Genomic DNA, 25,824 nt, shown 5'->3' with positions numbered 1-25,824 from the left:
GCGGTCATCGGCGCGGTCGCCACCGTCGCCCCCGACCGGATCGTCCACATCGGCTGCGACCCCGCCTCCTTCGCCCGCGATCTGGGTCTCTACCGCGCCGCGGAAATCGCCTATGCCGCCGCCCCCGTCCCGGTGGAACTCGGCGAATCAGAGATCGCCGCCGACCTTCGGGTGACCTGGCAACTCGACTGATCGGCTCATGTTCAACGCTGCAGGAGCGCGAGGCATTCGACGTGGTGTGTCGCCGGGAAGGCATCGAAGGCACGCAGTTCGGTGAGTTGGTAGCCCGCGGCGCGGTAGAGACCCAGATCGCGGGCGAAGGAGGCGGGGTCGCAGCCGATGTGGACGATCCGGTCGGGGGCGACGGTGGCGACCGCGCCGATGACCGCCTTGCCCGCGCCGGCCCGCGGCGGGTCAAGGACGACAACCTCTGGTGCGGTGCCGGTGTGCTCGGCGACCCAACGTTCGACGCGGCCACCGCGCAGCTCGAGCTGCGGAAGATCACCAAGGGCAGCGGTGCCATCGGCGACGGCACCCCGGGCGGATTCGACCGCGCGCACCGAACCGGTCGGCCCCACCTGATCGGCCAGCCGCGCCGCGAACACTCCGACACCGCTGTACAGATCCCATGCCGCGGCACCGGGGTCGAGCGCCGACCACTGTGCGACCACATCCGAATAGCGTTGCGCGGCATCCCGATGCGCCTGCCAGAAACCGGTCGCCGCCAACTGCCAGCGCCTGCCCGCGACATACTCGGTGGCCCGCCCGCTGCCCTCGATCAGCCATTCATCGCGCACCGCATGGGCCGCGGCGCGATGCGCGGCCGCACGCTGCCGCTCCGCGTTTCCCGGCCGCGCTTCACCACGGCGCCCGCGCGGCCCGCCGCGTTTGCCGTGATGCGGGCGGTCCCCCGCACGCCAACGCCCAGGGCCCTCGCGTTCGCTGTCGGCGGCGTCACCACGTCGGTCGCGCCCCCGGCCGGTGCCGGCATCGATCGGTGGCGCCAATTCCACGATGTGCCGCACACCGTCACCGTCGACGGCGACCACCAGGTCCGCGCCCGGCGTCCATACCCGGTCGGCGATACCGTCCAGCGCACCCGGCACCGGTTGCGGGCAGCGCAGGTCGGCGATCACCTCGGTGCTGCGATATCGGTGCGCGCCGGCCCGGCCCGCCGCATCGACCGGCAACCGCACCCGGGTGCGCCAGCCACCGGTGGTGACGCCGGCATCGAGCGGTTCGACAACGATGTCGCGGTCGATACCGGCGATCCGGCGCAATTGCTCGGCCACCACCGACGCCTTGAGTCCGCGCTGCGCGGCGGGCGTGGCATGCGAGAAGTCGCAGCACCCCGCCCCGCCGGGTCCCGACACCGGGCAGGTGGCGGCCACCCGGTCCGTGGAGGCCTCCAGGATCTCGATCGCGTCGGCCCGGCAGAACGAACCACCCGCGTCCTCGGTGACCCGCGCCCGCACCAGTTCCCCGGGCAGGCCGTGCCGGACGAACACCACCCTGCCCTCGTGCCGCCCGACACAGAACCCACCGTGGCCGGGCGGTCCGAGCCGCACCTCGAAGGTTTTGCCGCGCCAGTCGCTCATCGTGGCACTCCGGGCGCACACACCGTGCTCATGGCCGATCCTCGTAACCCCGCCGCACCGCACCGGGCGCATTGGTCACCCCTGCGGCCCTTGCCTTGGCCGAGGAGCTCAGCTGCCAGGGCACACTTGTCACCATCACACCCGGTTCGAACAGCAACCGGCCCTTGAGCCGCAACGCACTCTGGTTGTGCAGCACCTGCTCCCACCAGTGACCAACGACGTATTCCGGGATGAAGACGGTGACGACATCGCGCGGCGCGTCCTTGCGCACCCGCTTGACGTAGTCCAGCACCGGCTTGGTGATCTCACGGTACGGCGATTCGATCACCTTGAGCGGCACGTTGATATCGCTGCGCTCCCATTCGCGCACCAACGCCCTGGTATCGGGATCGTCGACGTTGACCGTGATCGCCTCGAGGGTGTCGGGCCGGGTGGCGCGCGCGTAGGCCAGCGCCCGGCGGGTCGGCAGATGCAGCCGCGAGACCAGCACGATCGAATGCGACCGGCTCGGCAGCACTCCATCCCATTCGTGTTCGTCCAATTCGCGGGCCACCGAATCGTAGTGGCGCCGAATCATCCTCATCACCGCGAAAATGGCGACCATCACCGCGATGGCGATGTAGGCGCCCGCGAAGAACTTGGTGATGACCACGATCACCAGCACCGTCCCCGTCAGGGTCAGGCCGATGGCATTGATCACCCGTGACCGCTTCATCCTGGAGCGCTGCGCGACATCGGTTTCGGTGCGCAGCAGCCGGGTCCAGTGCCGCAGCATGCCGGTCTGGCTCAACACGAACGAGACGAAGACACCGACGATGTAGAGCTGGATCAGCTTGGTCACCTCGGCGCCGAACAGGACGACGAAGGCCATGGCGGCGCCGGACAAGAACAGGATGCCGTTGCTGAAGGCCAGCCGGTCACCGCGGGTGTGCAGCTGACGCGGTAGGTAGCGGTCCTGGGCGAGCACCGAGCCGAGCACCGGGAAACCGTTGAACGCGGTGTTCGCGGCGAGCACCAGGATCAATGCGGTCACCACGGTCAGGAAGAAGAAGCCGATCGGGAAGCCTTCGAACACTGTCTCCGCGAGCTGGGCGATCAGTGTCTTCTGGTGGTAGTCGGCCGGCGCTCCAACCAGGTTTTCCGGGTTGTGCGCGTAGACGATCCCGATCTTCTGCGCCAGCATGATGATGCCCATCAGCAAGGTGATCGAGATGACGCCGAGCAGCAGCAGCGTGGTCGCGGCATTGCGCGACTTCGGTTTCCGGAACGCGGGCACACCGTTGCTGATGGCCTCGACACCGGTCAGCGCGGCACACCCGGAGGAGAAGGCACGCGCGATCAGGAACGCGAAGGCGATGCCGTACAGATGCTCGTCCTCGGCATCGAGACCGAAGCCCGCCGATTCGGCGGACAGTTCCTCGCCGAAGACGTAGATGCGCAGCAGGCCCCAGCCGAGCATGAAGAACATACCGACGATGAACGCGTAGGTGGGGATCGCGAACGTCTTGCCCGACTCGCGCACACCACGCAGATTGATCGCGGTCAGCAAGGCGATTGCCACCACCGCGAACAGCACCTTGTGCGTGGCGACGAACGGAATGGCGGAGCCGATATTGGAGGCCGCCGACGAGATCGAGACCGCGACGGTGAGTACGTAATCCACCAGCAGCGCACTACCGACCGTCAAGCCCGCGTTGGGACCGAGATTGGTCGTGGCGACCTCGTAATCACCACCACCCGACGGATAGGCGTGCACGTTCTGCCGATAGCTGGCGACCACCACCGCCATCACCACCGCGACCGCGATACCGACCCACGGTGCGTATACGAACGCGGAGATCCCGGCCGCGGACAGCACGAGGAAGATCTCTTCGGGTGCGTAGGCGACCGACGACATGGCATCGGAGGCGAAAATGGGCAGGGCGATTCGCTTCGGCAGCAAGGTATGACCGAGCGAATCGCTGCGGAACGGCCTGCCCAGCAGCATTCGCTTCGCCGCCGTCGTCAACTTGGACACTGGAGCGAGCATAGGCCCCACCGATTCGATCCGCCCCGGGACGTCACGGTAGTTCCCCAGTTCGATGCGGTGCTGACAGGTTTGATGTGACCTGGCAGGGGGAACGTGGCTCTGGGGACACGTGGCGAGTACGGTTCGATCCCGGACGGACGAACAGACCGGACGCCACGGTTCCAGGAACGAGGTTGCACGGTGTACGTAGTGATCATGGGGTGCGGACGCGTCGGTTCGTCGCTCGCGCGCGCCCTGGTCCGGATAGGTCACGAGGTCGCCGTGATCGACCGCGATCCGAGTGCGTTCCGGCGCCTCGGCGCGGACTTCCCCGGCGAGCGGGTGCTCGGCGTCGGTTTCGACCGAGACGTGCTGACGCGCGCGGGCATCGAACGGGCGGGCGCCTTCGCGGCAGTGTCCTCCGGCGACAACTCCAACATCATCTCGGCGCGCGTGGCCAGAGAGATGTTCGGTGTCGAACGCGTGGTCGCGCGGATCTACGACGCCAAACGCGCCGCCGTCTACGAGCGGCTCGGCATCCCCACCATCGCCACGGTGCCGTGGACCACCGACCGGTTCCTGCACACGTTGATCGGCGACGCGGGCACCACCACCTGGCGTGACCCCACCGGCACGGTGGCCGTCGCCCAGCTGACCCTGCACGAGGAGTGGTACGGGCGCACGGTGCGCGATCTGGAACGCACGGTCGGCGCCCGGGTGGCGTTCATCATCCGCTTCGGCCAGGGCGTGCTTCCGGAGAGCAAGACCGTGGTGCAGGCCGAGGACATCATCTATGTGGCCGCCACATCCGGTTCGGTCGGCGAAGCCGTCGCCCTCGCCGGTAAGCCCCCAGCGAACGAGGACTGAGATATGAAGGTGGCCATTGCCGGGGCCGGAGCCGTCGGCCGATCCATCGCCAGGGAGCTGCTACGCAACGGGCACCAGGTGATGCTGCTCGAACGCCAGCTCGACCACATTGATCCCGCGGCCATCCCGGACGCGATCTGGGTGCACGCCGACGCCTGCGAACTCGCTCTGCTCGAGGATGCCGGGATGGAAACCTATGAGGTCGTCATCGCTGCCACCGGCGACGACAAGGCCAATCTGGTGCACAGCCTGCTCGCCAAGACCGAGTTCGGTGTGCGCCGGGTGGTGGCGCGGGTCAACGATCCGCGCAATGAATGGCTGTTCGACGAGTCCTGGGGTGTGGACGTCGCGGTGTCGACGCCGCGGTTGCTGGCCTCTTTGGTGGAGGAGGCGGTCTCGGTCGGCGACCTGGTCCGGCTGATGACGCTGCGGCAGGGTCAGGCGAACCTGGTCGAGCTGACGCTGCCGCCGGACACCTCGCTCGCCGGTAAGCCGGTGCGCACTTTGAAGCTGCCGCGCGATACCGCATTGGTGACGATTCTGCGCGGCGGGCGGGTCATCGTGCCCGAAGCCGACGACCCGTTCGAGGGCGAGGACGAATTGCTGTTCGTCACCTCGCCCGAGGGTGAGGACGAGCTGCGGGCCGCGCTGGCTTCCCACGGCGCCAACGCCTGAAGCCTTCAGGCGGGGACCTTCAGCTCGGCGCGCAGCTTGTTCAGCGCCCGATGCTGCATCACCCGCACCACGCCGGGGCTGGTGCCGATGGCGTCGGCGGTCTCGGCCGCGGTCCATCCGAGAATGATCCGCATCACCAGCACCTCCCGGTGCACCGGCGCGAGCACTTCCATGAGCTGACGGGTCTCGCGCTGACGCTCGGAGGCCAGCGCCCATTCCTCCGGGCCCGCCGCCTGCGACGCCGTCTCGGGCACCTCGTCGGTCGGATAGGCCGGGTGGGTCTGCGAGCGGCGGAAGGCGTCGGCGACCTTGTTGGCCGCGATCCCATAGACGAAGGCAAGGAACGATTTGCCCTGATCCCGGTAGCGCGGAATGGCGTGCACCGTGGCCAGCAGGATCTCTTGCACGACATCGTCGGCGGTGACCTGCAGATGCGCGGTATTGCCCAGCCGGGACCGGCAGTAGCGGTGCACCAGCGGGTGGATCAAACGCAGGATATCGGTGACCGCACGACCGTCGCCCGACGCGGCGGGACCGATCAGCGTGTTCAGCTCGGCCGATACCCGGCGGCTCTCCGACAGGGCCGGATTGTCCTGCCTGCGGCCCGTGCGGGTGGTGGCGGTGGTGCGCTGGGTAGCCAATTCGCCAGTCCTCTCAGCGATCGTTCGTGGTGATGAAACGATCGTCTGACGAAGACGGGGCCGCGGCCAGACACCCCAGGGTGGGTACCACCTCACCTTCCCGGCGAGTTGGCACAGACCCGCACGATCAGGCGGTATCCATTTCGCCCGACCCGGAGGCCCCTGGGTGGTGACGCTCCGCTACCGCCTCCGGCCCTTGGCCGGGTCAGGCGGTGTCGGCCTTCGTCGCGGACGCGGCGGGCAGATGTCCGGCCCGGCGCACCGCCCACACCGTCACCGCCAGCGCCACCGCTGTCAGCGGCCACCCCATCGCGATGCGTGCGATCGCGAGCCAGCCCGTGTGGTCGGTGTCGTAGAAATGTGACTGCACCAGGTACCGGGAACCGAACACCAGCACCCAGGCCAACGTGGCGACATCGTAGAGCCGCACCACGCGGCGGTCGGCCCGCCAATCGGTTCCGTGGCCGTTGAGCACACCCCAGATGACACCGACCAACGGCCAGCGCACCAGGATCGAGGCCAGGAACACACCGCCGTACACCAGGCTGGTGTAGATGCCGAACAGGAAGAACCCCTTGGCCTCTCCCATCCGGTAGGCGATGAAGGCGCAGATGCCGACGCCGATGAAACCGGAGATCGCCGGTTGCACCGGATCCCGCTGCACCAGCCGCCAGATCAGGATGGCGGCGGCGACACCGAGCGACGCCCAGACCGCGACGGTGAGCCCGGCAACGGTGTTGACGGGGACGAAGACAAGGACCGGAAGGGTCGAATAGATCAGGCCGCTGAAACCACCGAGCTGTTCGAGCAGCGTCTGCTGGCGGGCGACCTCCGCATCGACCTCCTCACCGGCGGTGCCGTCGGGCACAGGCCCCGGCGCGGTGGCGGTGAAATCGGCGGGCGTCGGTGCGTTCTCGTCGCTCGATGGCATACGTCAGTTGTTCCCGCGCAGTTCGTAGTAGGGGTTGTACATGACCTTGCGGCCGTCCCGGTCGCCCACGCGACCGCGGACCATGATCCGACGCCCCGACTCGATACCGGGGATGCGCTTGCGCCCGATCCACACCAGGGTGATGGCGTCGGTGCCGTCGTAGAACTCCGCCTGCACGCTCGCGCCGGCGGACTGTGGGCACGCCTCGACACTACGGAGGCGTCCCAGCATCGTCGCTTCGTCGCCGCGGCGACACTCCGATGCCCGGCAGGCTCCCGAGGCGTCGGCCGTTTCGGCCAGCTCCTCGGCGTCGAGCTGATCGATGTCCTCGGTCAGTCTGCGCCCGAGCCTGCGAAAATATCCCGAGGCGGGGTTCGAAGCCGCCCTTCTTCCTCCGAAGGAAGACATTGCTCGGTCTCCTGTAGAGCTGATGGACGTGGGTCGCACGACCATCTCGTTGTCCGCACGACCGTCTGCGGCCGTACACCGCCACTGTAGATGGGCAACCAGCACACCGCTACGCTCGGTCCGATGTTCGACTCACCCACGCCCGCCGTCGTTGTCGGGCTTCCAGGTACCGGGTCCGATGCCCACTTCGCGCGCCGCGCGTTCGGCCCGGCGTGTGCCGAGCGCGGACTCGAGCTGATCGCCGTCGAACCCGACCCACGTGCGGTGGTGGAGAGCTATTTCGCCGCGCTCGACGCCGCAGCGCACCGAGGTCCGGTACTGGCGGCGGGCATCTCGCTCGGCGCCGCCGTCGCCATCGAATGGGCGAGCTCGCGACCGGACGCCGCGGCAGGGGTCCTTGCCGCACTACCCGCCTGGACCGGCCCCGACAGCGGCGGATGCCCCGCCGCCGTCAGCGCGGCGAGCACGGCCGCGGCCTTACGCGCTGACGGCCTGGAGGAGGTCGTGGCGCGCATGCGGGCGGGCAGTCCGGCATGGCTCGGTGACGCATTGGACCGCTCATGGCGCTCGCAATGGCCATATCTGCCCGAGGCGCTGGAGGAGGCCGCCGCCTACAAGTGGCCGGAGCCGCAACGCCTCGAGACGGTGACGACCCCGGTGGCGGTGATCGGCGCACTCGACGACCCGGTGCACCCGTGGCCGGTCGCCCAGGAATGGGCCCGGCTGATCCCGGACTCCGTGTTGACCGAACTCACCCTCGATGAGCTGGGTGCCGATCCGGCCATCGTGGGACGGCTCGGACTGGACGCCCTCGGCCGAGCCCGGCGGTAGTACCCCCGGGCTCGCCGAGAGCGATCACCCTCAGTTGCGGCCGAGCTGCTGCATGGCCGACCCGTCGGCCCCGCGGCGCGGCTGGTCCGGCACAACCGGCCTGCCCGCACCCGGCGCGATACCGGGAACCACACCCGGGGTGCCCTGCTGCGCGGCCATCGCCTGCTGCTGCGCCGCGACGGCCTGCTGCTGGGCCTCCACCTGCTGTTGATGCGCGGCGGCGAGCTGATCGGCCAGTTCCTGCGGCAACACCACCGGAAGCGGTTCGCGCACTGGCAGCGGATCGGTGCCGCGGCGGATCACCGTCTCACCCAAAATCGCCCTGGCCGCCGTCACGAGTGGACTGTCGGCATCCGCGGCGCCCGACGGACCCGCGGCGACCAGCCGGACCATCCAGCGGTAACCGTCCACACCGATGAAGCGCAGATCCGCACCCTCGGTGACGGCGAACAGCTCCCGGCCCCACGGTCCGGTCTCGATGGCGACCTTCGCACCGTCCTTGCGCAGTGAGTCGGCCAGATCCGATGCCACGGTGCGCCACTGGCCCGGCGACTTCGGCGCCGCGTAGGCGGCGACGGTGATCCGGCCGTGCTCGGTGGCCAGATGTACCGCCTGCGGGGTGCCTTCCGGGGTCATCTCCACCTGGAGCTGACCGCCCGGCGGCACCGGCAGGATCACCGAGCCGAGGTCGAGCCGCTGATCGGCGACCGACTCGAGCAGCTCCGAGACTTCCTCGAAGTCGTAGGGGCCGGTCTGCTGCTCCCCGTCGTCATCGGGCGCGGCGTGTTCGGCCCGGCGATAGTCGGAGTCGTCGTCGTCGTACTCCTCGTCGTCCCCCTCGTCGTCGTAGCCCTCGTCGGCCGCGATCGCCTCGGCGAAATCGTCGGAATACTCGGGGTATTCGTCGGTGTCGTATTCGTCACCGTCGAAGTCGGTGTACTCGCCGGATTCGTCGTAACGGTCGTCGTCGGCGCTTCTGTCCCGGCGGGTGGCTTTCTTCTTTCCGAACATCGCGTCATTCCTCCTTGCCGGTCGCCGACCGCGCCGCATCGGCGGAGGCGCTCAGGCTCGCGTGACCACCGCTGGAGCCGTAGCCGCCCGCACCGCGCGTGGTCTCGTCCAGCCGGTCGACCTCGACGAAATCCACCAGTTCCACACGCTGCACCAGCAGCTGGGCGATCCGGTCGCCGCGACGCAGCTCGATGCGCGTGCGCGGATCGTGATTGATCAGGCACACCTTGATCTCGCCGCGATACCCCGCGTCGACGGTGCCGGGGGTATTGACCACCGACAGTCCGGTTTTGGCCGCAAGCCCCGAACGAGGATGGATGAGGCCGACGGTGCCCACCGGGAGGGCGACCGCGATTCCGGTGCCGACCAGCACCCGCTCCCCTGGTTCCAGGATGACGTCCTCGGTGGTGCACAGATCCACGCCCGCGTCGCCGGGATGGGCACGCGTGGGCACGGGGATGCCGGGATCGAGCCGCAGCAAAGGTATCGGTGAAAGTGCGCTCACGTAGCACGAGCCTACGCGTTTTCCCGGCTGTACCTGTGCGTAGGACCGGCGAGCCGCTGGCTTACTCTTGAGTTGTGTCCGACCAGCCCGTACCAGCCGATACCCAGCGCACGACCCGGCCGGGTTCGCCCGTCTACCGAGAGCGCCTGTGGGTGCCGCTGTGGTGGTGGCCGGTGGCTTTCGCCATCGCCGGTCTGCTGGCCGCCGAGATCCACATGGGCGCACCTGGCGTGCGGGCATGGCTGCCCTATGTGCTGCTGTTCCCGGTGCCGGTGTGGGTGCTGTGGTGGATGAGCAGGCATCGGGTGGCCGTGGCCACCGATGCGAACGGCGCACCGGAGTTGCGCGTGGATCGCGCGCATCTCCCGGTGGAGTTCATCGCCCGCGCGGCCGTGGTGCCCGCGAGTGCGAAGAGCGCGGCGCTGGGTCGTCAGCTCGACCCCGCCGCCTATGTGCAGCATCGCCCGTGGATCGGGTCGATGGTGTTGCTGGTGCTGGACGACCCGGACGACCCGACTCCGTACTGGTTGATCAGTACGCGTCGGCCCGAACGGGTCCTGGCCGCGCTTGGGCTGCCGAGCGCGGACTGAGGTCCCCACCCGACGGCGCGGTCGACCGGCCCGGCGAAAGGATGCTGAATCCTTGTTCGCGGGGCCGTAGCGATATCGGGCGCGTGCTCAGGCCGCGCAGTCCATGCAGATCATCTGGCCGCCCTTGTCGCTGGCCAGTCGGCTGCGGTGATGTACGAGGAAACAGCTCGAGCAGGTGAACTCGTCGGCCTGTTTCGGTACCACCCGGACCGTCAGCACTTCTTCGGACAAGTCCGCGCCGGGAAGCTCGAACGACTCCGCGGTATCGGATTCGTCGATATCCACGACGGCGGACTGAGCCTCGTTGCGACGAGCCTTCAGCTCCTCCAGCGAATCCTCCGACACCTCGTCGGATTCGGTGCGCCTCGGTGCGTCATAGTCGGTTGCCATGTCGTCTTCCCCTCGTCCTTACTCCGTATATCCCGGATCGGCGCAGACATTCCTTTCGGTTGTCCACACCGCCCCGCCGGTGGCACACATCACACGTGTACCGGTCCCCTATCAGGGCAGATTCTGAAGTTCTGCACCGGATAGCAGTCGGACAACGCTGAACATGCCCTGCTTGTTCCCGCGACCAAGCACCGATTTTCGCGCCGGTGTTTCGATCTGGGCCGCCAGACAATAGCGGACCGTCAGAGAAAAGTCGCAATCAAAACACAGCCGAGTCGAAACCGTCAGGGAATCGACACCATCGATGCCACGGATCGAGACCAACCGCACGGCGGCTGCAAGGTTCGGCCGAACATTTTCGTAGAGTGTGCTGGTGGTTTCACTGATCACCGAAGGCAGCGCATCGGATTCGCGGGGTCGACCCTTCATCCGACGGCGCCTGCAGCCCTGGCTCATCCTGGTCGCGGTACTGGCCCTGATCTGCACGATCGTGTGGATCAAGGCGCTGACCACCGAGGACACCGACTACACGGCGATGGCGTGCAACTCGCCGAGCCCGGCCACCGGCCCGGACGCCGAACCGCAGCCTCAACTGGGCACGCGCGTCGGTCCGAGCCGGCTCGAGGACGTGGAACCGGCCGCGCTCGCCGACACCAAGCTGCGCGTCCTCAACGCCAACAACCAGCGCGGCCAGGCCGCCCATGCCGCGGCCCAGCTCGGGGACCTCGGTTTCGGAAGTGTCCCGGGTGAGCCCTATGGCAACGATTCGATATACGTCAACGGCGACCTGGAATGCATGGGCCAGATCCGCTTCGGTGTGGATGGGCGCCGGGCCGCGGCAGCGGTACAGCTGGCCGTGCCGTGCGCCGAACTGATCGAGGACAAGCGCGCCGACGACACCGTCGATCTGGTGCTCGGCTCACTGTTCCGCGATATCCAGCCGTCCAATGACGCCGAGGAGGTGCTGCGTTCGCTGAAGAACCCGGCATCCGGCGCGACCCCCGCTCTCGATATCGAGCTGCTCGACGCGGCCAGGCACGCCCGCTGCTGAGCGGCCTGCCTCAGGGCTCGGGGATGGGCGCGCTCACCCCGAGCTCGTCCAGCAGGGCCAGCAGTTCCTCGGCGATGCCCGGTGCGGCCGCGACGACGAGCTCGCCCTCGCCGCCGGTGGAGGTGGCAGGCGGATGGACCACGCGGGCACCGGCCTCGGTGGCGATCAACGCACCGGCGGCCCAGTCCCACGGATTGAGGCCGTGCTCGTAGTGCGCGTCGACGCGCCCCTCGGCCACCATGCACAGATCCAGCGCGGCCGCCCCGATCCGGCGGATATCACGTACCCGCGGTAGCACCTCGGCCACCAGGGCGGCCTGGCGCGCTCGTCGCGCCGTGCCGTAGCCGAATCCGGTCGCGACCAGCGCCATGCGCACCGATTCCACCGGCGTGCAGCGCAGCGGGTGCACCGAGCCATCGGCGTCGATGCGTTCGGCACCGAGTCCGAGGCCGGCACGATAGGTCTGCGCGGCGGCGACGTCGACCACCGCGCCCGCAATCGATCGGCCCGCGCGCACAGCGGCCACCGACACGGCATAGGCGGGGATCCCGTACAGGAAATTGACGGTGCCGTCGATCGGGTCGACGACCCAGACCACGGTGTCGTCCTCGGCGCGTTCGAGGTCGCCGCCGCCCTCCTCGCCGAGGATGTGATCGGCCGGCCGCTGACGCGCCAGCATCGCGCGGATGAGCTGCTCGGTCTCGGTGTCGACCACTGTCACCGGATCGGTGGGGGTGCTCTTGGTCTGCACGGCACCGTCCACACCGGTACCGGCTGGCCCGAACACCTCGGGCCTGCGGGCCCGCACATGCGCGGCGGCGGTCTCGGCCAGCTCGACCGCGACGCGGCGCAGCTCGGCCGCGTCGGGCGGGGTGATCTCGGGATTGTCGGTGGTCACGGTGGCTGGGGTCAGCGACGATGTCGGTTCCGGCACGCACTCCATCGCACCACAGATCCTGGGAACCGTGCAGCCGCGGCGGGCCACTACTCTTGTCGTGCACGACACAATGCCGTCGTCGGGCACCTGTTCGCGCGCCGGCAGGCGATCGCGACGCCCCGGTGCGGCGGCACGGAATCCGTACTGGCCGGCACAGGGAACGAGGAACCGTCATGTCCGCTCGGGGGCACGCATTCGGGATCGATATCGGTGGCAGCGGCGTGAAGGGCGCCACGGTGGATCTGGCCACCGGTGAGCTCATCCACCAGCGCATCAAGATCGCGACCCCGCAACCCGCGACACCCCACGCGGTGGCCGAAACGGTCGCCGACCTGGTCGCCCAGGCGGGCTGGCACGGACCGGTGGGCATCACCCTGCCCTGCGTGGTGCTCGACGGCGTGGCACGCACGGCCGCCAACATCGATCCTGCCTGGATCGGCACCGATGCCAGGACGCTGTTCAGCGCGGCGCTGGGCGGGCGGGAGGTGACCGTCCTCAACGACGCCGATGCCGCGGGCATGGCCGAAGACGGCTATGGCGCGGCAAAGGATTTCGACGGCCTTGTGCTGCTGCTGACCTTCGGCACCGGCATCGGCTCGGCACTGCTGTACGACGGCACCCTGGTGCCCAACAGCGAGTTGGGTCATGTCGAGATCGGCGGGATGGAGGCCGAGCACCGGGCGGCCGCGTCGATCAAGGATCGCGACGGCCTGTCGTACCAGCAGTGGGCCACCCAGGTGAGTACCGTGCTGATCGGCCTCGAGAACCTCTTCTGGCCGAAAGTGTTCGTCGCGGGCGGCGGGATCAGCCGGGATGCAGCGCAATGGATCCCGTTGCTGACCAACCGAACTCCGGTGATCGCGGCGAATTTGAAGAACACCGCGGGCATCGTCGGAGCCGCTATGGCCATCGATGCGGGGATCGCACCTTAGCGGTTCCCGGCATCGGAGGCGAGACCATGCGGGTCCGATCGTTACAATGGAACTGCCCGGCGGTGAGCCGGTGAAACCCGACCGGCGCTGGCCGGTGCAACCCGACAGACCGCTCCGCCGGATATCTACTCTGGCGTGACGCCGCACGAGACCGTCACGAAAGGGCGTACGTGGTAGCCACGAATACCCGTCAGACCGCCGAATCGGCCGACGCCGACTCCGACGATGTAACCGAAGCACGGCCGGTTCGCAAGGCTGCCGCCAAGAAGGCTCCGGCGAAGAAGGCCGCCGCCAAGAAGGCGCCCGCCAAGAAGGCCGCAGCGAAAAAGGCACCCGCCAAAAAGGCCGGTGCCAAGAAGGCCGCGGCCAAGGGCAAGGACGGCGACGAGCATCTCGACGACGAGTCGATGGACGTCGAGGATCTCGGTGATCTCGAGGTCTCCGAAGACGACCTGACCGACGAGGGCGAGGAGCTGGTCGAAGAGGTCGCCGAGGACACCGAGGAGGCGGCCGAGGAGCCGTCCGCCGCGGACAAGGCCTCCGGCGATTTCGTCTGGGACGAGGAGGAATCCGAGGCCCTGCGCCAGGCCCGTAAGGATGCCGAGCTCACGGCGTCGGCCGACTCGGTGCGCGCCTACCTCAAGCAGATCGGCAAGGTCGCGCTGCTCAACGCCGAGGAGGAGGTCGAACTCGCCAAGCGGATCGAGGCGGGCCTGTTCGCGGCGGAGAAGATGCGCGAGTTCGCCGAGCAGGGCGAGAAGCTGCCGGTGGCCACCCGCCGCGACTTCAACTGGATCATCCGCGACGGCAACCGCGCCAAGAACCACCTGCTCGAGGCCAACCTGCGCCTGGTGGTCTCGCTGGCCAAGCGCTACACCGGCCGCGGTATGGCGTTCCTGGATCTGATCCAGGAGGGCAACCTGGGTCTTATCCGCGCGGTGGAGAAGTTCGACTACACCAAGGGCTACAAGTTCTCCACGTACGCCACCTGGTGGATCCGTCAGGCGATCACCCGCGCCATGGCCGACCAGGCCCGCACCATCCGCATCCCGGTGCACATGGTGGAGGTCATCAACAAACTCGGTCGCATCCAGCGTGAGCTGCTCCAGGACCTGGGTCGTGAGCCCACGCCGGAGGAGCTGGCCAAGGAAATGGACATCACGCCGGAGAAGGTGCTGGAGATCCAGCAGTACGCGCGTGAGCCCATCTCGCTGGATCAGACCATCGGCGACGAAGGCGACAGCCAGCTCGGTGACTTCATCGAGGACTCCGAGGCCGTCGTCGCGGTCGACGCGGTGAGCTTCACCCTGCTGCAGGATCAACTGCAGTCGGTGCTGGAGACGCTGTCCGAACGTGAGGCGGGTGTGGTGCGGCTGCGCTTCGGCCTGACCGACGGTCAGCCGCGCACCCTCGACGAGATCGGCCAGGTCTACGGGGTCACCCGTGAACGCATCCGCCAGATCGAGTCCAAGACCATGAGCAAGCTGCGTCACCCGAGCCGCTCCCAGGTCCTGCGCGACTACCTCGACTGAGTGATCGGTGTATCCATGGCGTTGACCTGCTAGTTTGCCGGTCAATCGAGAGTATTTTTGCGAGCACAGCGTTGCTAACAGAGGTATTCTCGAGCCATGGATACACCGGACCTGGCCCAGCTACTCCCCTCCTGGGAGCTGGCGCTACGGGCCGAACGGAAGTCTGCCGAGACTCTGAAGTCCTACGGGCTTGGGGTGCGGCAGTTTCTGGCCTGGTGTGAACGGACCGGTTCACCGACCGTGCTGACCAAGGCTGCCGTCGCCGGGTTCACGGCCGACCTGCTCGACAACGGGGCCGAAGCCTCGACCGCCCGATCCCGGCAGCTCGCGATCAAGCGGTTCAGCGCCTGGCTGGCCGATGAGGGCGAGACCGACCGCGACGAACTGCTCGGGCTGAAACCCCCGAAGCTGGACATCAAGATCGTCGACCCGCTCACCGACGACCAGCTACGCGCGCTGATCAAGACATGCCAGGGTCGAGACTTCCGCGAGCTGCGGGATATGGCGATCGTCCGGTTCATGGCCGAGACGGGGTGCCGCGCCGGTGAGGTAGTCGGCCTGGAAATCTCCGATGTAGACCTGTCGCGCGGGCTGGCCGTGGTGCGCCGCAGCAAGACGGGGCGAGGCCGACTCACACCGTTCGGACCGCAAACCGGTCGTGCCATCGACCGCTATCTCCGCGCACGGCGCACCCATCGGTTGGCGAACACCCCGACGCTCTGGCTCGGCGACCGGGGAAAGAATCTCGGCTACCAAGGTTTGTACAGCGCGCTGCTCTACCGGGCCGGGCTCGCCGGGATCGCGAACTTCCATCCGCATCGGATGAGGCATACGGCGGCGACTCGCTGGCTCTCGGCGGGTGGTTCCGAAGGCGGGCTGATGGCGGTGGCGGGCTGGACCAGGCGCGACATGATCGACAGGTACACCCGCGCAACTGCGTCCGAACGCGCCGCCGCCGAGGCCGCCTCCCTGAATCTGGGGGATCTGTGAATCGGTCCCGAACTCTGCGAGCGCTGTGGTCCCCTGGCCTGTAGTCTGGTCGGCAGAGTGAGTCTCCCCACTCGGAGGTGGGGCAGTAGCCCGCCCGGCTGGCCAGCGGCTGATATGGGCGGGGAAACGAAGATCAGGCAATGCGGACAGGCATCCTGGTGCATCGCGTGGATAGACGAAGCTGGCGTCTACTTCCCCGGAGCCGCACCACAGTTGACGACTGCTGTGGAGGCTCCCCATGCCTATCTCCCCGTCCGAGCGCGCGCTATACGGCCGCCTGGGCGCACATGAGTCCTGGTCTCATACCGAGGACCGCGCCGCCCGGACCGCACCCGCCCGCGAGGGCTTCATGGATCGTTTCGACCGACAAGTCGACCCCGACCGGAAGCTGACCGAGGCCGAACGCGCCCGCCGCGCGGAGCATGCCCGAAAGGCATATTTCACCCGGCTCGCCCTGAAGTCCGTGCAGGCACGCCGCAAGGCCGCCGAAGCACGGGCCGCGTTCGGTGGTGAGGCCGCGTGAACACGACGGCGGCTCTGCATGCTTGCCCCGATTGCGGGGCCGGAGTGGATCAGACCCTGAACAAGCTGACTCATCAGGAGACCTGCCCCCTGGGCCGCGCCGTCGACAAGCAGATGGACCGCGACCGGCGATGGTTCGCCAAGCGCCCTGGGGCACTGGTCCGCAGTCGCCCGATATCCGCTGCCGAATCTGCCGAAATGGTCGTTACCTGTGGCCTGCCGCCCGAAACCCGCATCGGCGGAATGGTCACCGTGCGCTACATCGGCCAGGGTGTCCGGATTCGCGAGTTCACCGATCTGCATGTGGTCGGAGGTGATGGCGAGTGATCACATATCGGCAGTTCCTCGATGAGTTGGACGCGATGGGTGTCGCATTCACCATCAAGCACACTGCCGCCCCCTGGAGTGCGGCCGACCACTGGAACCGCGACCCAGCCACGAATGACAGGCACCTCAAGCGTTTCCGGCTTGGCAGGGACGCGGTACTAGGGCTGATGGGCGATGCATGCGCGGTCTGTGATGTCGATCCCCGCAACGGTGGCGATATCGAGAAGGTCCGGGCCCTGTTGGCGCATCTGGGAGTCCGCATCTTCGCGGAGGTGAAGACTCCCGGCGGTGGCGTACATTTCCTGGTCGCGGGTCATCCGGCGTTGCGCACCAGGCATTTCGGATCGGACCATCCGGAGTGGCCGGGGCTCGATATCCAATCCCACGGGACGCTGGTATTTCTGCCCGGTTCGACCCGGTTCGACAAGGGCTATGCGGGTCAAGGATACGAGATCGTGTTCGCCGATCTGGCTGCACTCGCCGAGGGGGACGCCGAGGGTTCCGAAGCTCTCATGAACTGGCTGGACGAGGTCGACCCGGTGGGTGAACCGGCGGAGGTTTCCGATCTCTACGACGGGCACGAACTCACCACACTCGAGAAGGATTACCTGGCAAGCGCTCTGGCCGGCGAGCGGGACAGGCTGGCGATGTGCGCCGAAGGCAGGCGTAATCAGCGACTCAACGATTCGGCGTATGCGCTGGGCCGGTTGGTCGCTGGGGCTGGTCTGGACGAATCCGAGGTAAGGCGTGAACTCACCGCCGCCGCGAAGGAGTGCGGACTGGTCTCCGACGACGGAATACATGCGGTGCATGCGACGCTTCGGTCGGGGCTGAACGCCGGAAAACGGAACCCGCGCTGCAAGCCGCCCAGCGATGACGAACTTCTGGGGATCGACACGATGCCGCTCGTATCACGGCCGGGTAGCTTGGTGGGCTCCGACGAGTCGTCCGAAGGAAAAACCGCAACAAAGGCAGGACGGGTCAAACTCTGGAAGGCAGCCGACCTTGCCCCGAGTGCCCAACCGAAATGGCTGGCGCGTGGCCGCATCCCGGTATCCGCGGTGTCGCTGCTCACCGGTGACGAGGGCAAGGGCAAATCGACGTGGTGGGTTTGGCTGGTCGCACTGGTGACCACGGGTGCGGCATTCGAGCCCTTCGGCATTCCGGCTCGCGAACCGCAGAACGTGATACTGGTGCTCACCGAGGACGATTGGTCGACGACGGTCCGGCCCCGATTGGAGGTCGCGGGTGCGGACATCGCGCGGGTGTATGTGATCTGCGCCGAACCCGACGGTTCCGGGTCCCCGGTCCTTCCCGGCAAGGACATGGCGCTGTTGGACAACCCGCCCCCGTTCGCGCTGCTGGTCGTCGACGCCTGGCTCGATGTGGTCCCGGACAAGTACAACGTCAAGGACCCCCAAGCCGCGCGACTGGCACTGCATCCCTGGCGGGAACTGGCGACCCGGTTAGGTGTGGCGGTGCTGCTGGTGACCCACACGAACCGGGTGCAATCGGCCGACTCCCGGGACCGGTACGGCATCACCAGCGAGCTACGGAAGAAGGCGCGATCCACCCTGTTCGCCCAGCACGACGACGAGGGGCGACTGGTGGTCGGGCCGGACAAGGCGAATCTGGCGGGCGTGGTCCCGGCATCGGTGTTCCGGGTCGAGCCGGTGCAATTCTGGGAGCCCGCCAATGACGACGACGGGACGGTGGGCCGGGTGGTCTACGTAGGCGAGTCGGACCATACCGCCACCGAGCATGCGCGGCTCAACCATGAAAACCGGGACAGCGACGCCCAGGACTGCCGCGAGTGGTTGCAGCGGTTCATGGACGACAACCGGGGCAGCTGTGCGGCGAGCGATGTATCGAAGGCGGCCGAGGCCGAGGGATATGGCCGCGATGCCCTGAAAACGGCCAAGCGCCGGCTCCACATCGCCTCTCGGAAGCAGGGAGAGAGGTGGCTGTGGACGACCACTGGCTAGCCAAGAAGCGGGACGGGTGGCAGTTGTTTTTTACCCCACTTCTTAGCTTCTTCGCAGGTAGGACCCCATTTCTTCCAAGAGGTGGCCTTCCCTTCCTCGCCCCTTGCAAGAAATGGGCCGTGACCTGCGAAGAGGTCAAGTGGTGGCCGAAACAGGCACGCCGCCCCTTCAAAGTTGGCGAACCAACAAGGAGATGGCCGTGATCAGAAAGGCGACGTCATGAACTCTGCTAACGATCTATTCAACCAGAAGATCACCGCCGTCATCGCGCAAGCGCTGGCCCAGTTGTCCTGCGACGATCCACAGGAGTACGCCCGCCGCCTGGCCCTCGGGCCAGGGGTCTATGCCCAGCCGCAGGCCGATTGTGTGCGCTTCACCTGGCACGGCCCGCTCGCCGAGGTCGACCTCTCACTGCTCACCGACGACAGCATCGGCGTAGACGACATGCCCGCGCCGGTCTGGCTGCCGAGTTGCCCGGACGACATCGGCGAGCTGGACGAGGACTGAATCTGAGACACGGGTACCCCGTAGGGGTTATAATTGTCTTCAGACGAGCGGACCGCGCCGGATTAACCGATCCACCCGGCCGCTGTCGAGGACGACGCCGAGCGAACTGCTCACCTCTGCCGCACCTGTAATCATGCTGCGCAAGAAGAGGGTTCGTCCAATGAGCCGAGAACTGATCCGAGAGTGGGAATTCCGCCAGTCCAGCGACTCCGGCGACGGACGCACACTCGAGGGCTATGCCGCCGTATTCGACCAGCGTACGACCATCCGGGACTACTCCGGCGAGTTCACCGAGTCGATTGCGCGGGGCGCCTTCCGCAAGACCCTGACCGAGCGCATGCCCGCCCTCCAGTGGAACCACGGCAGCGATCCCGCCGTCGGCGAGGTACCCATAGGCAAGTTCGTCGCGCTCCACGAGGACACCCACGGCCTGCACGTGACCGGCCGCGTGTTCGCCAACCAGGCCGCCGAGCGGGTCCGGGAAGCCATTGCCGAGGAGGCCGTGACAGGCATGTCGTTCCGCTTCCGAGTGCTCCGAGATTCGTGGGTCGACGAGCGCGGCAAGACCATTGCCGGGGAGCACGTGCAGCGTGCACTACATGCGGGCAAGCAACTGCATCGGACCCTGCGCGAAGTCCAGCTGATGGAGGCCGGACCGGTCCTCTCACCTGCCTACGCGGGCACATCGGTATCCGTCCGTTCGGCAGACGGCGGCGCAGCATGCCCCCACCTCCTGAGCGCGGCACAGGCTCGCCGGATGCTCGACTTACTGAAGGAACTCTAGAGATGAAGCACAAGAACGGGCGCACAGCCACCCTGGACGAGATCCGGGCCGAGATCACCGAACTGACCACCGAGGCCGACGAGCTGCTGGAGCGCAATGGCGACGACAATCTGGATACCGCCGACTCCCAGCGGTTCACGATTCTGACCGACCGGCTCCGCACGCTGAAGACCGAGCAACGGCACATCGAACACGAGGCCGAACGCGTCAAGAACGAATTCGCCAGCAACCCGACCTCCGGCCGTTTCGAGAGCGGCGGTTCCGGCACATCGTCGACCACGGACCGCAAACGCGGCGGTACACCCCGCGACCGGGCCATGCGTCGACTCGATGAACAGGTCCGCGCCGAACTGCTCCCGGCAACCGGTGCCGAGCGCGTACAGCACCTTTTGGATACGGGCCGCCCCGAGGACCGCAACTGGACGGCCCGCTGGTCACTCGCCGCAGGCAACCCGGCTTACGAACGGGCTTTCGCGCGCCTGTTGGTCGATCCCACCCGGGGCCACATGATGTTCACCCCGGAGGAGTCCGAAGCCTACCGGGAGGCCGAGCACACTCGCGCCGCGATGAACATCACGACAGACAGTCAGGGCGGGTTCCTGGTGCCACAGTTCCTCGATCCGGCAATCATCCTGACCAACGACGGCAGCGCCAACACCCTGCGGGCCGTATCCCGGGTGGTCACCACCGCATCCGATCACTGGTCGGGGATCACCAGCGCCGGGGCAACTTCCGAGTGGGTAGCCGAGGCCGCGGAGGTGGCGGACGGCTCTCCCACCATCGCAAATCCGAGCATCCCCGTGCACAAGTACGACACGTTCGTTCCCTTCTCCGTGGAACTGGAACAAGACGGCTTGGGATTCCTCCGGGAGCTGCAGAAAGTCATGGCGGACTCCGTTCTCCAGCTACAGAACGCGGCATTCACCACCGGCACCGGCTCCGGCCAGCCCACCGGGTTCGTGACCGCACTGGCAGCTTCCTCGCCCTCGGTGATCGTCGCCGGTGGTGGCACAGAAGCTCTCGCGGACGGCGATCCGTACTTGCTGCAGAACGCGTTACCTCCGCGCTTCCAGGCCAATGCCTCCTGGCAGGCGGCTCTCCCGACACTGAATTACTTCCGGCAGAGCGAGACCGACAACGGGTCCCTGAAATATCCGGGGCTGCACACCGCCCCACCGACCCTGTTGGGCCGGACGGTCAACGAGAACAGCAATATGGACCCCTCGGTGAATCCCGCCGTGACAGCCACGAACTATCTCCTGGCTTATGGCGATTTCAGCCAGTTCGTGATCGTGGATCGCATCGGGGCGACCCTCGAGCTGGTACCCCATCTGCTGGGCCCGAATCGCCGGCCTACCCTCCAGCGGGGCGCGATCCTGTACGGCCGGGTGGGTTCCGACGTGCTCGTGGACAACGCGTTCCGTCTCCTTAACGTGGCAACCACCGCCTGATAGAGGGACAACTCCACAGAGTCTCCCTCCGGGAGTCGGTGAGCGGGGGTCTTATTCACCCTTTGGCCCCGAGCCGAACGCGGAGGGAATGGCGAGCGGATCGGTGTGCCCTGCACCTCTTCTTGGGGGATTTGTTGGCACGAGCGCATCCCTTGCGGGACATCACCGATCCGCTCGCCACCTCCTCACAAAACCCGGGACCCCTTGCTCCCCCGGGTGGGGAGGCACACAGAAGGAACAGATCCGGGGCGCTTCCCTGGTCGACCAACCGGGCCGGATCTGTTGTTTCCCCACAGTGAAAGGCGGTGAAGCCGATGGCTATCTTGATGGCGCTCACGTTGCACGAGCTGATCTATCTGCGCGAGATGGCGATAAGAGCCGGGAACAACACCGCCGCAACCCTTCTCGACACCGTCCTCGACGACCGGCACTGCCCGCAATGCCCGGGGTGCGACTGCTCGGGTCAACTAACACTCCGCGAGAAATGATATGACTGGAGTAAGGCCCAGCACTATTCCGGTGTGACGCCTTCCGTATCCCTTATTTCCCATAGGTCACCAATCACCACAATCAATGACAATTGAGTAGCTAGACATACACGTCTCGAAGCCACCAGCAGACGTGCCGCGTCCTCACCTATCACGTGTGCACCCACCCGCGCCAGCCCTACCCCACCACCCCAACTCCACCCCTAACCCATATACCACCTATATCCATATGCACATACACACTCTGCATAACATGCACATTGCAATACATCAATGTCACATACACACACTCACATACACACACACCACATACACAATCCAAACATATACACTGCAATGACACATCAACGTGTGTAAATCATCGAATGCAAAGCAAAGAATGCTCAAATTATATTGGTTCCATATGGCACACACACCGGACACCACCCATCCAGCCCTCTCGGCCACCCATTACGACATAGCGCGCCCACCACCGGCCGCGCCGCGCGGCATGCCCCCTCGCGCCCTCCTCGGCAGCGCACCGCCTCGCCCCTTGTGTCCCTGGCCCACCGTGCTGGTTGGCGCGCGCCCCGACTGATGCCATCAGACGCGCTGGAGGCCGGACGAAGGCCGGTAAGGGCAGATCGGCAAGGCCCCCCGGGGGGTATAGGCGCACAGTGCCAGATAGGCCCCTACGGGACGCCTCGTCGCGAACTTTCCCTCTCTAAGATCAACTCATGACGCTCGCGCAAGCTGTGGTCTCTTCGGTGCCCTGGTACGGGCAAGCCCTCATCACCGGCTGTTTCGTCGTCATCGGTGCGACGATCGGCCTCTTCTCCGCGTACCTCGTTGATCGACGAAAGCAAAGGCGCGAGGATCGTCAGCGGTGGGACAAAGACATTTGGGAATCTTCTTCCCGGTTCCTAGTTTTGTGTCTTCGGGCCAAAGACGCTCGGTTCAAGGTGGGAGAATTCGGAAAGAAGGCGTTGGATGCCACTACTGCCGATGATATTACGGTGGATCGTGTTACGAGCGAAGCACCGGAGGCATTGGAGTGGCTAAAGGAGATCAAGGCTCTGAACTACTCTATCGAGCATGAGTTGTACTCGCTTTCTTGTATCGCTCCTCCAACCGTGTGGAGAGCAGCGATTAAGTTCGCCGATGTGGTAACCGATCTCGGGTTTCCTGTCAGTAAGGAGGACGTAACTGATGCTGTCGAAAAGCTATCGGTTGCGCAGGCAGAGTTTCTCACCAAGCTTCGCTTCTCCATCGACGCGAAGGGGAATAACGAGTTCGGCCCCGGCGGCCGATGGGCGACCGCCAAGGTTATTGCACGGGAGAAGATCGAGGAGATGAATGCGCGGCGGGAGAGGAAAGGGGAAGCTGCCCAAGAGTCTTGACCTGAACCTAGGCCTCGCCTCGGATTTCCGCGTCCAGAACCTCGATCACGAATCGTTCCAGCGTTGGCAGCCGGCTCCTGAGTTCGTGGACGGTCGTCCTAGGCAGATTCGCGTGGACAAGATTGGAGCGTTGGGTGTAGCAGGCTGTGAAGAATGCCTGTGACGACAGCCCGTCGTACGTTTGCTCACCGAGCGGTGCCACCAGGCGTTTCGCCGAAGCACCTATGGATTCGCGCTTACCCATGCCGAGGTAGTTCAGGATGGCGTCCCGTGTGCCCTTGTCCAAGCCCGATGCTTTGGTCTCGGATATCAGGTGTTCAAGCCACTGGACGAACTTTGCAGAGCGTTCGCCTTGGTCTAGGACTGCCTCGATGGCGGTCACCAGCAGAACGAATCTCGTCTCGGGGTTCGTGTCGAAGAACGACAGGTGGAGCAGCCGCAACGCCAACTCTTGGGCCTCCGTCAGCTGGGGGTCGCCCAGAGAATCTCGCGCCTCGTCGACCAACTGGGCAAGTACATCCGGTCGATGCGGCACGACTACCTCAACAGAGGACATGCCGAATATCGCTGGTGGTTCGGACGGGAAGACGAGAAGCCCGTACCGCCCCCGTAGCGCCTGGACGCCCTGCTCCGCCGCCAGCTCCGCGAGAAACGCGTTCCGTTCCGCTACCGGATCGTCCTGGGGTCCGAGGTCGATGCCGAGGCGTTGCTTGGCGAAGGCGACCGACAGTATTGCGCGCCAGCTTTTTCCAGCCTCGATCGCCGCCTCTATCGACGGATACGGCCCTCCCTGCACTCGCAGTTCCGCAGCGTCAGCGAACTTCGGGGCTGACAGCGGGCGGATATCCACCTCGGTGGGCTCAGTGGCGAGCAGCACCACTTGTTCCTCGCCCTCGACCTCGATCCGGTGGCCGTTCCGGAGCTTGATGGTGTTCCTGAAGCTGTAGCTGGGCACGCGGACATGGTCTCACGCAATCGAAACCGAGAGCCTAGCTTCCTGCATTCCCCAGAGCCTGCGAGGTCTGCTGGTCCTGCTCGGTCAGCTTGCCGATAGACGCCAGGTAGGTGTCGCGCATCAACTCGGCAATCTCGATCAGGCCGTCCAGCCGGTCTACGGCTTCCACAGTGGCCAGCTTCTCGAATTTTCCCTTGATGTCGTTTGCTGACGGCAACCCACCGTATCCCGCGAGCGATCCTAGTGCTTTGGCCTGCTGTTTTCGGCGGCGTAGGTTGTCCAGCAGTGTTTCGCACTCGCGCGCCAGTGCTTCGCCGACATCGCGCTCTAGCGTCATCTCGCCGCCGATGGCTTGTTGCTTGAGCCCCTGCCAGTGCTTGAGTTGGTCGGCCACGTTTCCCCCTGTTATTCCGGTAGTGCTGGTTCCAGGTCCGAAAGGTATTGCACGGCCAGCCCGCACAGGTCTGTCGGCTTTTCGCCCGTCTCCAGCCAAGCGGTGGACACGATGAACGACCCCTGCTCCGCAGCGATGGCCGCGCGGCATCTGCCCTTCTCGGTGTCCGATTTCTCCATGAACGTGATTCCTTCGCGCCCACCAATCTCGGCGTCGGTGAAGTCCGTCATGTCCTCATTGTTTCGGCTGTCCGCAAGTGTGTAGCTGGTGCTGTACAGCTCAACCACATAGGTCACCTGGGACATACCGGCTGGGTCCCATGCACAGACGCGCCACGACGACGGCCCGGACGGGGGATCGGTGATCACCAGCTCGGTGCTCGGGTCGAGCCCAGCCGCTGTGAGTGCAGCATCTGGCAGGTCTTTGCAGACGTTGAGCGGCTCGGGGGTGGCGGCTGCGGTCTCCGCCGGTGTGGGCGCGCCGGTAGTCGCGGTGGTCCCGCATCCGAGGGCGAGTAGACCGGCGGCAGCAACCACGGGCAGTCGGTACCTAGGCAACGCATCCCCCTTCGTCAAGGCTTCGCGCGTCACCCTAGCGGATATGTCGCATCCCGCGTCACTCGTCGAGTGCGGGCCAGCCGACCCAGTCTTGCCCCAGTTCACGCATCAGATCAACTGCCGATATTTCTCTGCCCTGCCCGTCCCTGACGATCGGATATACGGTGCGGTTCACCTCGGTGTGTCCGTCGTCGTTCAGAGTCTTCAACACCTCGGTGGCCACGTGCTCGTATGAGCGGGTCTCCAGGTGGGGGAACGTGAGGTGAACGATGCGGCCACCGCCCACGTCGGTCCGCGTGGTGCTGTAGAGCGTCATGAAGGCTTCCTTCCCTGGTTCGGACGCTTCGGAGTTCTCGACAGATCAGGTTGCGCCTGTGATATCGCTCTCAATCGGACAGCCGTTTCGGGCGAAATCTCAGTACAAGATATTTCACGCCCCACGTTTGCACGTGACCTGCATAATCCCTGGTCAGCTACAGCGTTCAGTGGCTCATAGTGCGCGACTACCTGGACTAGGTTTCACCGGCAACGGCCCGCGTTCCGCCCAGCACCAGACTCTTATACACATCACCGAGCCC

The 25,824-nt window shown here is 66.2% G+C and carries 30 protein-coding genes and 1 pseudogene; 17 read left to right on the top strand and 14 right to left on the bottom strand.

Going from position 1 to position 25,824, the window contains the following annotated elements; genetic code table 11:
* Window positions 1-192: pseudogene (locus tag GV792_RS29530) on the top strand (hypothetical protein); the annotation flags it as partial.
* 11 nt (window positions 193-203) lie between these two features.
* Here GV792_RS29530 and GV792_RS07900 read toward each other — a convergent pair.
* Window positions 204-1,598: a class I SAM-dependent RNA methyltransferase gene (locus tag GV792_RS07900; RefSeq protein ID WP_163823146.1), complete on the bottom strand. Its 1,395-nt coding sequence runs from the start codon at window positions 1,596-1,598 to the stop codon at window positions 204-206.
* Window positions 1,599-1,626: 28 nt separating this feature from the next.
* On the bottom strand, window positions 1,627-3,615 hold the full coding sequence (locus GV792_RS07895; RefSeq protein ID WP_163823143.1) for an APC family permease: 1,989 nt from the start codon (window positions 3,613-3,615) through the stop codon (window positions 1,627-1,629).
* Window positions 3,616-3,807: 192 nt separating this feature from the next.
* On the opposite strand from GV792_RS07895, the gene GV792_RS07890 reads away from it, so the two are divergent.
* Both GV792_RS07890 and GV792_RS07885 read left to right on the top strand, forming a co-directional pair.
* Entirely contained in the window at window positions 3,808-4,473 is a 666-nt protein-coding gene (locus tag GV792_RS07890) for a potassium channel family protein (protein ID WP_163823141.1), read from the top strand.
* 3 nt (window positions 4,474-4,476) lie between these two features.
* On the top strand, window positions 4,477-5,148 hold the full coding sequence (locus GV792_RS07885; protein ID WP_163823139.1) for a potassium channel family protein: 672 nt from the start codon (window positions 4,477-4,479) through the stop codon (window positions 5,146-5,148).
* 5 nt (window positions 5,149-5,153) lie between these two features.
* Here the strand turns inward: GV792_RS07885 and GV792_RS07880 are convergent, their stop codons facing one another.
* From GV792_RS07880 to GV792_RS07870, 3 genes are all read right to left on the bottom strand, one after another.
* On the bottom strand, window positions 5,154-5,789 hold the full coding sequence (locus GV792_RS07880; protein WP_163823137.1) for a sigma-70 family RNA polymerase sigma factor: 636 nt from the start codon (window positions 5,787-5,789) through the stop codon (window positions 5,154-5,156).
* A 205-nt stretch (window positions 5,790-5,994) separates the two neighbouring features.
* Window positions 5,995-6,720 (bottom strand): DUF3159 domain-containing protein, encoded by a 726-nt coding sequence (locus GV792_RS07875; protein WP_256667998.1) that lies wholly within the window; start codon window positions 6,718-6,720, stop codon window positions 5,995-5,997.
* Between the two features lie 3 nt (window positions 6,721-6,723).
* Window positions 6,724-7,128 (bottom strand): OB-fold nucleic acid binding domain-containing protein, encoded by a 405-nt coding sequence (locus GV792_RS07870; protein WP_163823135.1) that lies wholly within the window; start codon window positions 7,126-7,128, stop codon window positions 6,724-6,726.
* A 123-nt stretch (window positions 7,129-7,251) separates the two neighbouring features.
* On the opposite strand from GV792_RS07870, the gene GV792_RS07865 reads away from it, so the two are divergent.
* On the top strand, window positions 7,252-7,959 hold the full coding sequence (locus tag GV792_RS07865) for an alpha/beta fold hydrolase (protein ID WP_163823133.1): 708 nt from the start codon (window positions 7,252-7,254) through the stop codon (window positions 7,957-7,959).
* Between the two features lie 30 nt (window positions 7,960-7,989).
* Here GV792_RS07865 and GV792_RS07860 read toward each other — a convergent pair whose 3' ends face one another.
* Both GV792_RS07860 and dut read right to left on the bottom strand, forming a co-directional pair.
* Window positions 7,990-8,970 (bottom strand): DUF3710 domain-containing protein, encoded by a 981-nt coding sequence (locus tag GV792_RS07860; protein WP_163823131.1) that lies wholly within the window; start codon window positions 8,968-8,970, stop codon window positions 7,990-7,992.
* A 4-nt stretch (window positions 8,971-8,974) separates the two neighbouring features.
* Complete coding sequence (dut, locus tag GV792_RS07855) at window positions 8,975-9,475, bottom strand: dUTP diphosphatase (protein ID WP_163823129.1); 501 nt, start codon at window positions 9,473-9,475, stop codon at window positions 8,975-8,977.
* A gap of 74 nt (window positions 9,476-9,549) precedes the next feature.
* Here dut and GV792_RS07850 point away from each other — a divergent pair, with 74 nt between their 5' ends.
* Window positions 9,550-10,065, top strand: a complete 516-nt coding sequence (locus tag GV792_RS07850) for a DUF3093 domain-containing protein (protein WP_163823127.1) — start codon at window positions 9,550-9,552, stop codon at window positions 10,063-10,065.
* Window positions 10,066-10,152: 87 nt separating this feature from the next.
* Here GV792_RS07850 and GV792_RS07845 read toward each other — a convergent pair whose 3' ends face one another.
* Window positions 10,153-10,455 carry a DUF4193 domain-containing protein gene (locus tag GV792_RS07845; RefSeq protein ID WP_163823125.1) on the bottom strand — a complete coding sequence of 101 codons (303 nt, stop codon included), beginning with the start codon at window positions 10,453-10,455 and terminating at the stop codon, window positions 10,153-10,155.
* Window positions 10,456-10,566: 111 nt separating this feature from the next.
* Window positions 10,567-10,845, bottom strand: coding sequence for a hypothetical protein (locus GV792_RS07840; RefSeq protein WP_163823123.1), 279 nt, complete (start codon window positions 10,843-10,845; stop codon window positions 10,567-10,569).
* Between GV792_RS07840 and cei the strand changes: the two genes are divergently transcribed.
* Window positions 10,829-11,506 carry an envelope integrity protein Cei gene (cei, locus tag GV792_RS07835; RefSeq protein WP_163823121.1) on the top strand — a complete coding sequence of 226 codons (678 nt, stop codon included), beginning with the start codon at window positions 10,829-10,831 and terminating at the stop codon, window positions 11,504-11,506. The two genes, GV792_RS07840 and cei, sit on opposite strands and share 17 nt — an antisense overlap.
* Window positions 11,507-11,516: 10 nt before the next feature.
* Here the strand turns inward: cei and GV792_RS07830 are convergent, their stop codons facing one another.
* Complete coding sequence (locus GV792_RS07830) at window positions 11,517-12,449, bottom strand: inositol monophosphatase family protein (protein ID WP_163823119.1); 933 nt, start codon at window positions 12,447-12,449, stop codon at window positions 11,517-11,519.
* A 167-nt stretch (window positions 12,450-12,616) separates the two neighbouring features.
* On the opposite strand from GV792_RS07830, the gene ppgK reads away from it, so the two are divergent.
* The 11 genes from ppgK to GV792_RS07775 all read left to right on the top strand — a co-directional run bounded on the left by ppgK (window position 12,617) and on the right by GV792_RS07775 (window position 23,340).
* Window positions 12,617-13,375 carry a polyphosphate--glucose phosphotransferase gene (gene ppgK, locus GV792_RS07825; protein WP_163823116.1) on the top strand — a complete coding sequence of 253 codons (759 nt, stop codon included), beginning with the start codon at window positions 12,617-12,619 and terminating at the stop codon, window positions 13,373-13,375.
* Window positions 13,376-13,545: 170 nt separating this feature from the next.
* A complete protein-coding gene (locus GV792_RS07820; protein ID WP_163823114.1) occupies window positions 13,546-14,907 on the top strand; it encodes an RNA polymerase sigma factor in 1,362 nt (453 codons plus the stop codon).
* Between the two features lie 96 nt (window positions 14,908-15,003).
* Window positions 15,004-15,897, top strand: a complete 894-nt coding sequence (locus tag GV792_RS07815; RefSeq protein WP_163823112.1) for a tyrosine-type recombinase/integrase — start codon at window positions 15,004-15,006, stop codon at window positions 15,895-15,897.
* 238 nt (window positions 15,898-16,135) lie between these two features.
* Complete coding sequence (locus GV792_RS07810; RefSeq protein WP_163823110.1) at window positions 16,136-16,420, top strand: hypothetical protein; 285 nt, start codon at window positions 16,136-16,138, stop codon at window positions 16,418-16,420.
* A gap of 44 nt (window positions 16,421-16,464) precedes the next feature.
* Window positions 16,465-16,746, top strand: a complete 282-nt coding sequence (locus GV792_RS07805) for a hypothetical protein (protein WP_163823108.1) — start codon at window positions 16,465-16,467, stop codon at window positions 16,744-16,746.
* Window positions 16,743-18,731 (top strand): AAA family ATPase, encoded by a 1,989-nt coding sequence (locus GV792_RS30055; protein ID WP_163823107.1) that lies wholly within the window; start codon window positions 16,743-16,745, stop codon window positions 18,729-18,731. The genes GV792_RS07805 and GV792_RS30055 overlap by 4 nt, the downstream gene beginning before the upstream one ends.
* Window positions 18,732-18,950: 219 nt before the next feature.
* Complete coding sequence (locus tag GV792_RS07795) at window positions 18,951-19,238, top strand: hypothetical protein (RefSeq protein ID WP_163823105.1); 288 nt, start codon at window positions 18,951-18,953, stop codon at window positions 19,236-19,238.
* A gap of 160 nt (window positions 19,239-19,398) precedes the next feature.
* Entirely contained in the window at window positions 19,399-20,022 is a 624-nt protein-coding gene (locus tag GV792_RS07790; protein WP_163823102.1) for an HK97 family phage prohead protease, read from the top strand.
* A gap of 2 nt (window positions 20,023-20,024) precedes the next feature.
* Window positions 20,025-21,473, top strand: coding sequence for a phage major capsid protein (locus GV792_RS07785; protein ID WP_163823100.1), 1,449 nt, complete (start codon window positions 20,025-20,027; stop codon window positions 21,471-21,473).
* A gap of 314 nt (window positions 21,474-21,787) precedes the next feature.
* Window positions 21,788-21,961, top strand: a complete 174-nt coding sequence (locus GV792_RS07780; RefSeq protein ID WP_163823098.1) for a hypothetical protein — start codon at window positions 21,788-21,790, stop codon at window positions 21,959-21,961.
* Window positions 21,962-22,677: 716 nt separating this feature from the next.
* A complete protein-coding gene (locus GV792_RS07775) occupies window positions 22,678-23,340 on the top strand; it encodes a hypothetical protein (protein ID WP_163823096.1) in 663 nt (220 codons plus the stop codon).
* Window positions 23,341-23,347: 7 nt separating this feature from the next.
* Here GV792_RS07775 and GV792_RS07770 read toward each other — a convergent pair whose 3' ends face one another.
* The 4 genes from GV792_RS07770 to GV792_RS07755 form a co-directional block, all read right to left on the bottom strand.
* Complete coding sequence (locus tag GV792_RS07770) at window positions 23,348-24,295, bottom strand: hypothetical protein (RefSeq protein WP_163823094.1); 948 nt, start codon at window positions 24,293-24,295, stop codon at window positions 23,348-23,350.
* Between the two features lie 34 nt (window positions 24,296-24,329).
* The gene (locus tag GV792_RS07765) at window positions 24,330-24,689 is read right to left on the bottom strand and encodes a hypothetical protein (protein ID WP_163823092.1); all 360 of its coding nucleotides are present in this window, start codon (window positions 24,687-24,689) and stop codon (window positions 24,330-24,332) included.
* Window positions 24,690-24,700: 11 nt separating this feature from the next.
* Window positions 24,701-25,225, bottom strand: a complete 525-nt coding sequence (locus GV792_RS07760; RefSeq protein WP_163823090.1) for a DUF3558 domain-containing protein — start codon at window positions 25,223-25,225, stop codon at window positions 24,701-24,703.
* Window positions 25,226-25,304: 79 nt separating this feature from the next.
* Window positions 25,305-25,562, bottom strand: a complete 258-nt coding sequence (locus tag GV792_RS07755) for a hypothetical protein (protein WP_163823087.1) — start codon at window positions 25,560-25,562, stop codon at window positions 25,305-25,307.
* Between the last annotated feature and the right edge of the window lie 262 nt (window positions 25,563-25,824).

It is taken from the genome of Nocardia cyriacigeorgica, assembly GCF_010868145.1.
Classification (GTDB): Bacteria; Actinomycetota; Actinomycetes; order Mycobacteriales; family Mycobacteriaceae; genus Nocardia; species Nocardia cyriacigeorgica_D.
The sequence above is the reverse complement of the archived record's forward strand: the minus strand, read 5'-3'. Positions and strand labels throughout refer to the sequence as shown.

Excerpts from the sequence above, each read along its gene's own strand:
- GV792_RS07900 (WP_163823146.1), bottom strand. The coding sequence starts at position 1,598 with ATGAGCGACTGGCGCGGCAAAACCTTCGAGGTGCGGCTCGGACCGCCC.
- GV792_RS07885 (WP_163823139.1), top strand. The coding sequence starts at position 4,477 with ATGAAGGTGGCCATTGCCGGGGCCGGAGCCGTCGGCCGATCCATCGCC.
- GV792_RS07875 (WP_256667998.1), bottom strand. The coding sequence starts at position 6,720 with ATGCCATCGAGCGACGAGAACGCACCGACGCCCGCCGATTTCACCGCC.
- GV792_RS07870 (WP_163823135.1), bottom strand. The coding sequence starts at position 7,128 with ATGTCTTCCTTCGGAGGAAGAAGGGCGGCTTCGAACCCCGCCTCGGGA.
- GV792_RS07865 (WP_163823133.1), top strand. The coding sequence starts at position 7,252 with ATGTTCGACTCACCCACGCCCGCCGTCGTTGTCGGGCTTCCAGGTACC.
- GV792_RS07860 (WP_163823131.1), bottom strand. The coding sequence starts at position 8,970 with ATGTTCGGAAAGAAGAAAGCCACCCGCCGGGACAGAAGCGCCGACGAC.
- GV792_RS07845 (WP_163823125.1), bottom strand. The coding sequence starts at position 10,455 with ATGGCAACCGACTATGACGCACCGAGGCGCACCGAATCCGACGAGGTG.
- GV792_RS07830 (WP_163823119.1), bottom strand. The coding sequence starts at position 12,449 with ATGGAGTGCGTGCCGGAACCGACATCGTCGCTGACCCCAGCCACCGTG.
- ppgK (WP_163823116.1), top strand. The coding sequence starts at position 12,617 with ATGTCCGCTCGGGGGCACGCATTCGGGATCGATATCGGTGGCAGCGGC.
- GV792_RS07815 (WP_163823112.1), top strand. The coding sequence starts at position 15,004 with ATGGATACACCGGACCTGGCCCAGCTACTCCCCTCCTGGGAGCTGGCG.
- GV792_RS07810 (WP_163823110.1), top strand. The coding sequence starts at position 16,136 with ATGCCTATCTCCCCGTCCGAGCGCGCGCTATACGGCCGCCTGGGCGCA.
- GV792_RS07795 (WP_163823105.1), top strand. The coding sequence starts at position 18,951 with ATGAACTCTGCTAACGATCTATTCAACCAGAAGATCACCGCCGTCATC.
- GV792_RS07790 (WP_163823102.1), top strand. The coding sequence starts at position 19,399 with ATGAGCCGAGAACTGATCCGAGAGTGGGAATTCCGCCAGTCCAGCGAC.
- GV792_RS07785 (WP_163823100.1), top strand. The coding sequence starts at position 20,025 with ATGAAGCACAAGAACGGGCGCACAGCCACCCTGGACGAGATCCGGGCC.
- GV792_RS07780 (WP_163823098.1), top strand. The coding sequence starts at position 21,788 with ATGGCTATCTTGATGGCGCTCACGTTGCACGAGCTGATCTATCTGCGC.
- GV792_RS07775 (WP_163823096.1), top strand. The coding sequence starts at position 22,678 with ATGACGCTCGCGCAAGCTGTGGTCTCTTCGGTGCCCTGGTACGGGCAA.
- GV792_RS07755 (WP_163823087.1), bottom strand. The coding sequence starts at position 25,562 with ATGACGCTCTACAGCACCACGCGGACCGACGTGGGCGGTGGCCGCATC.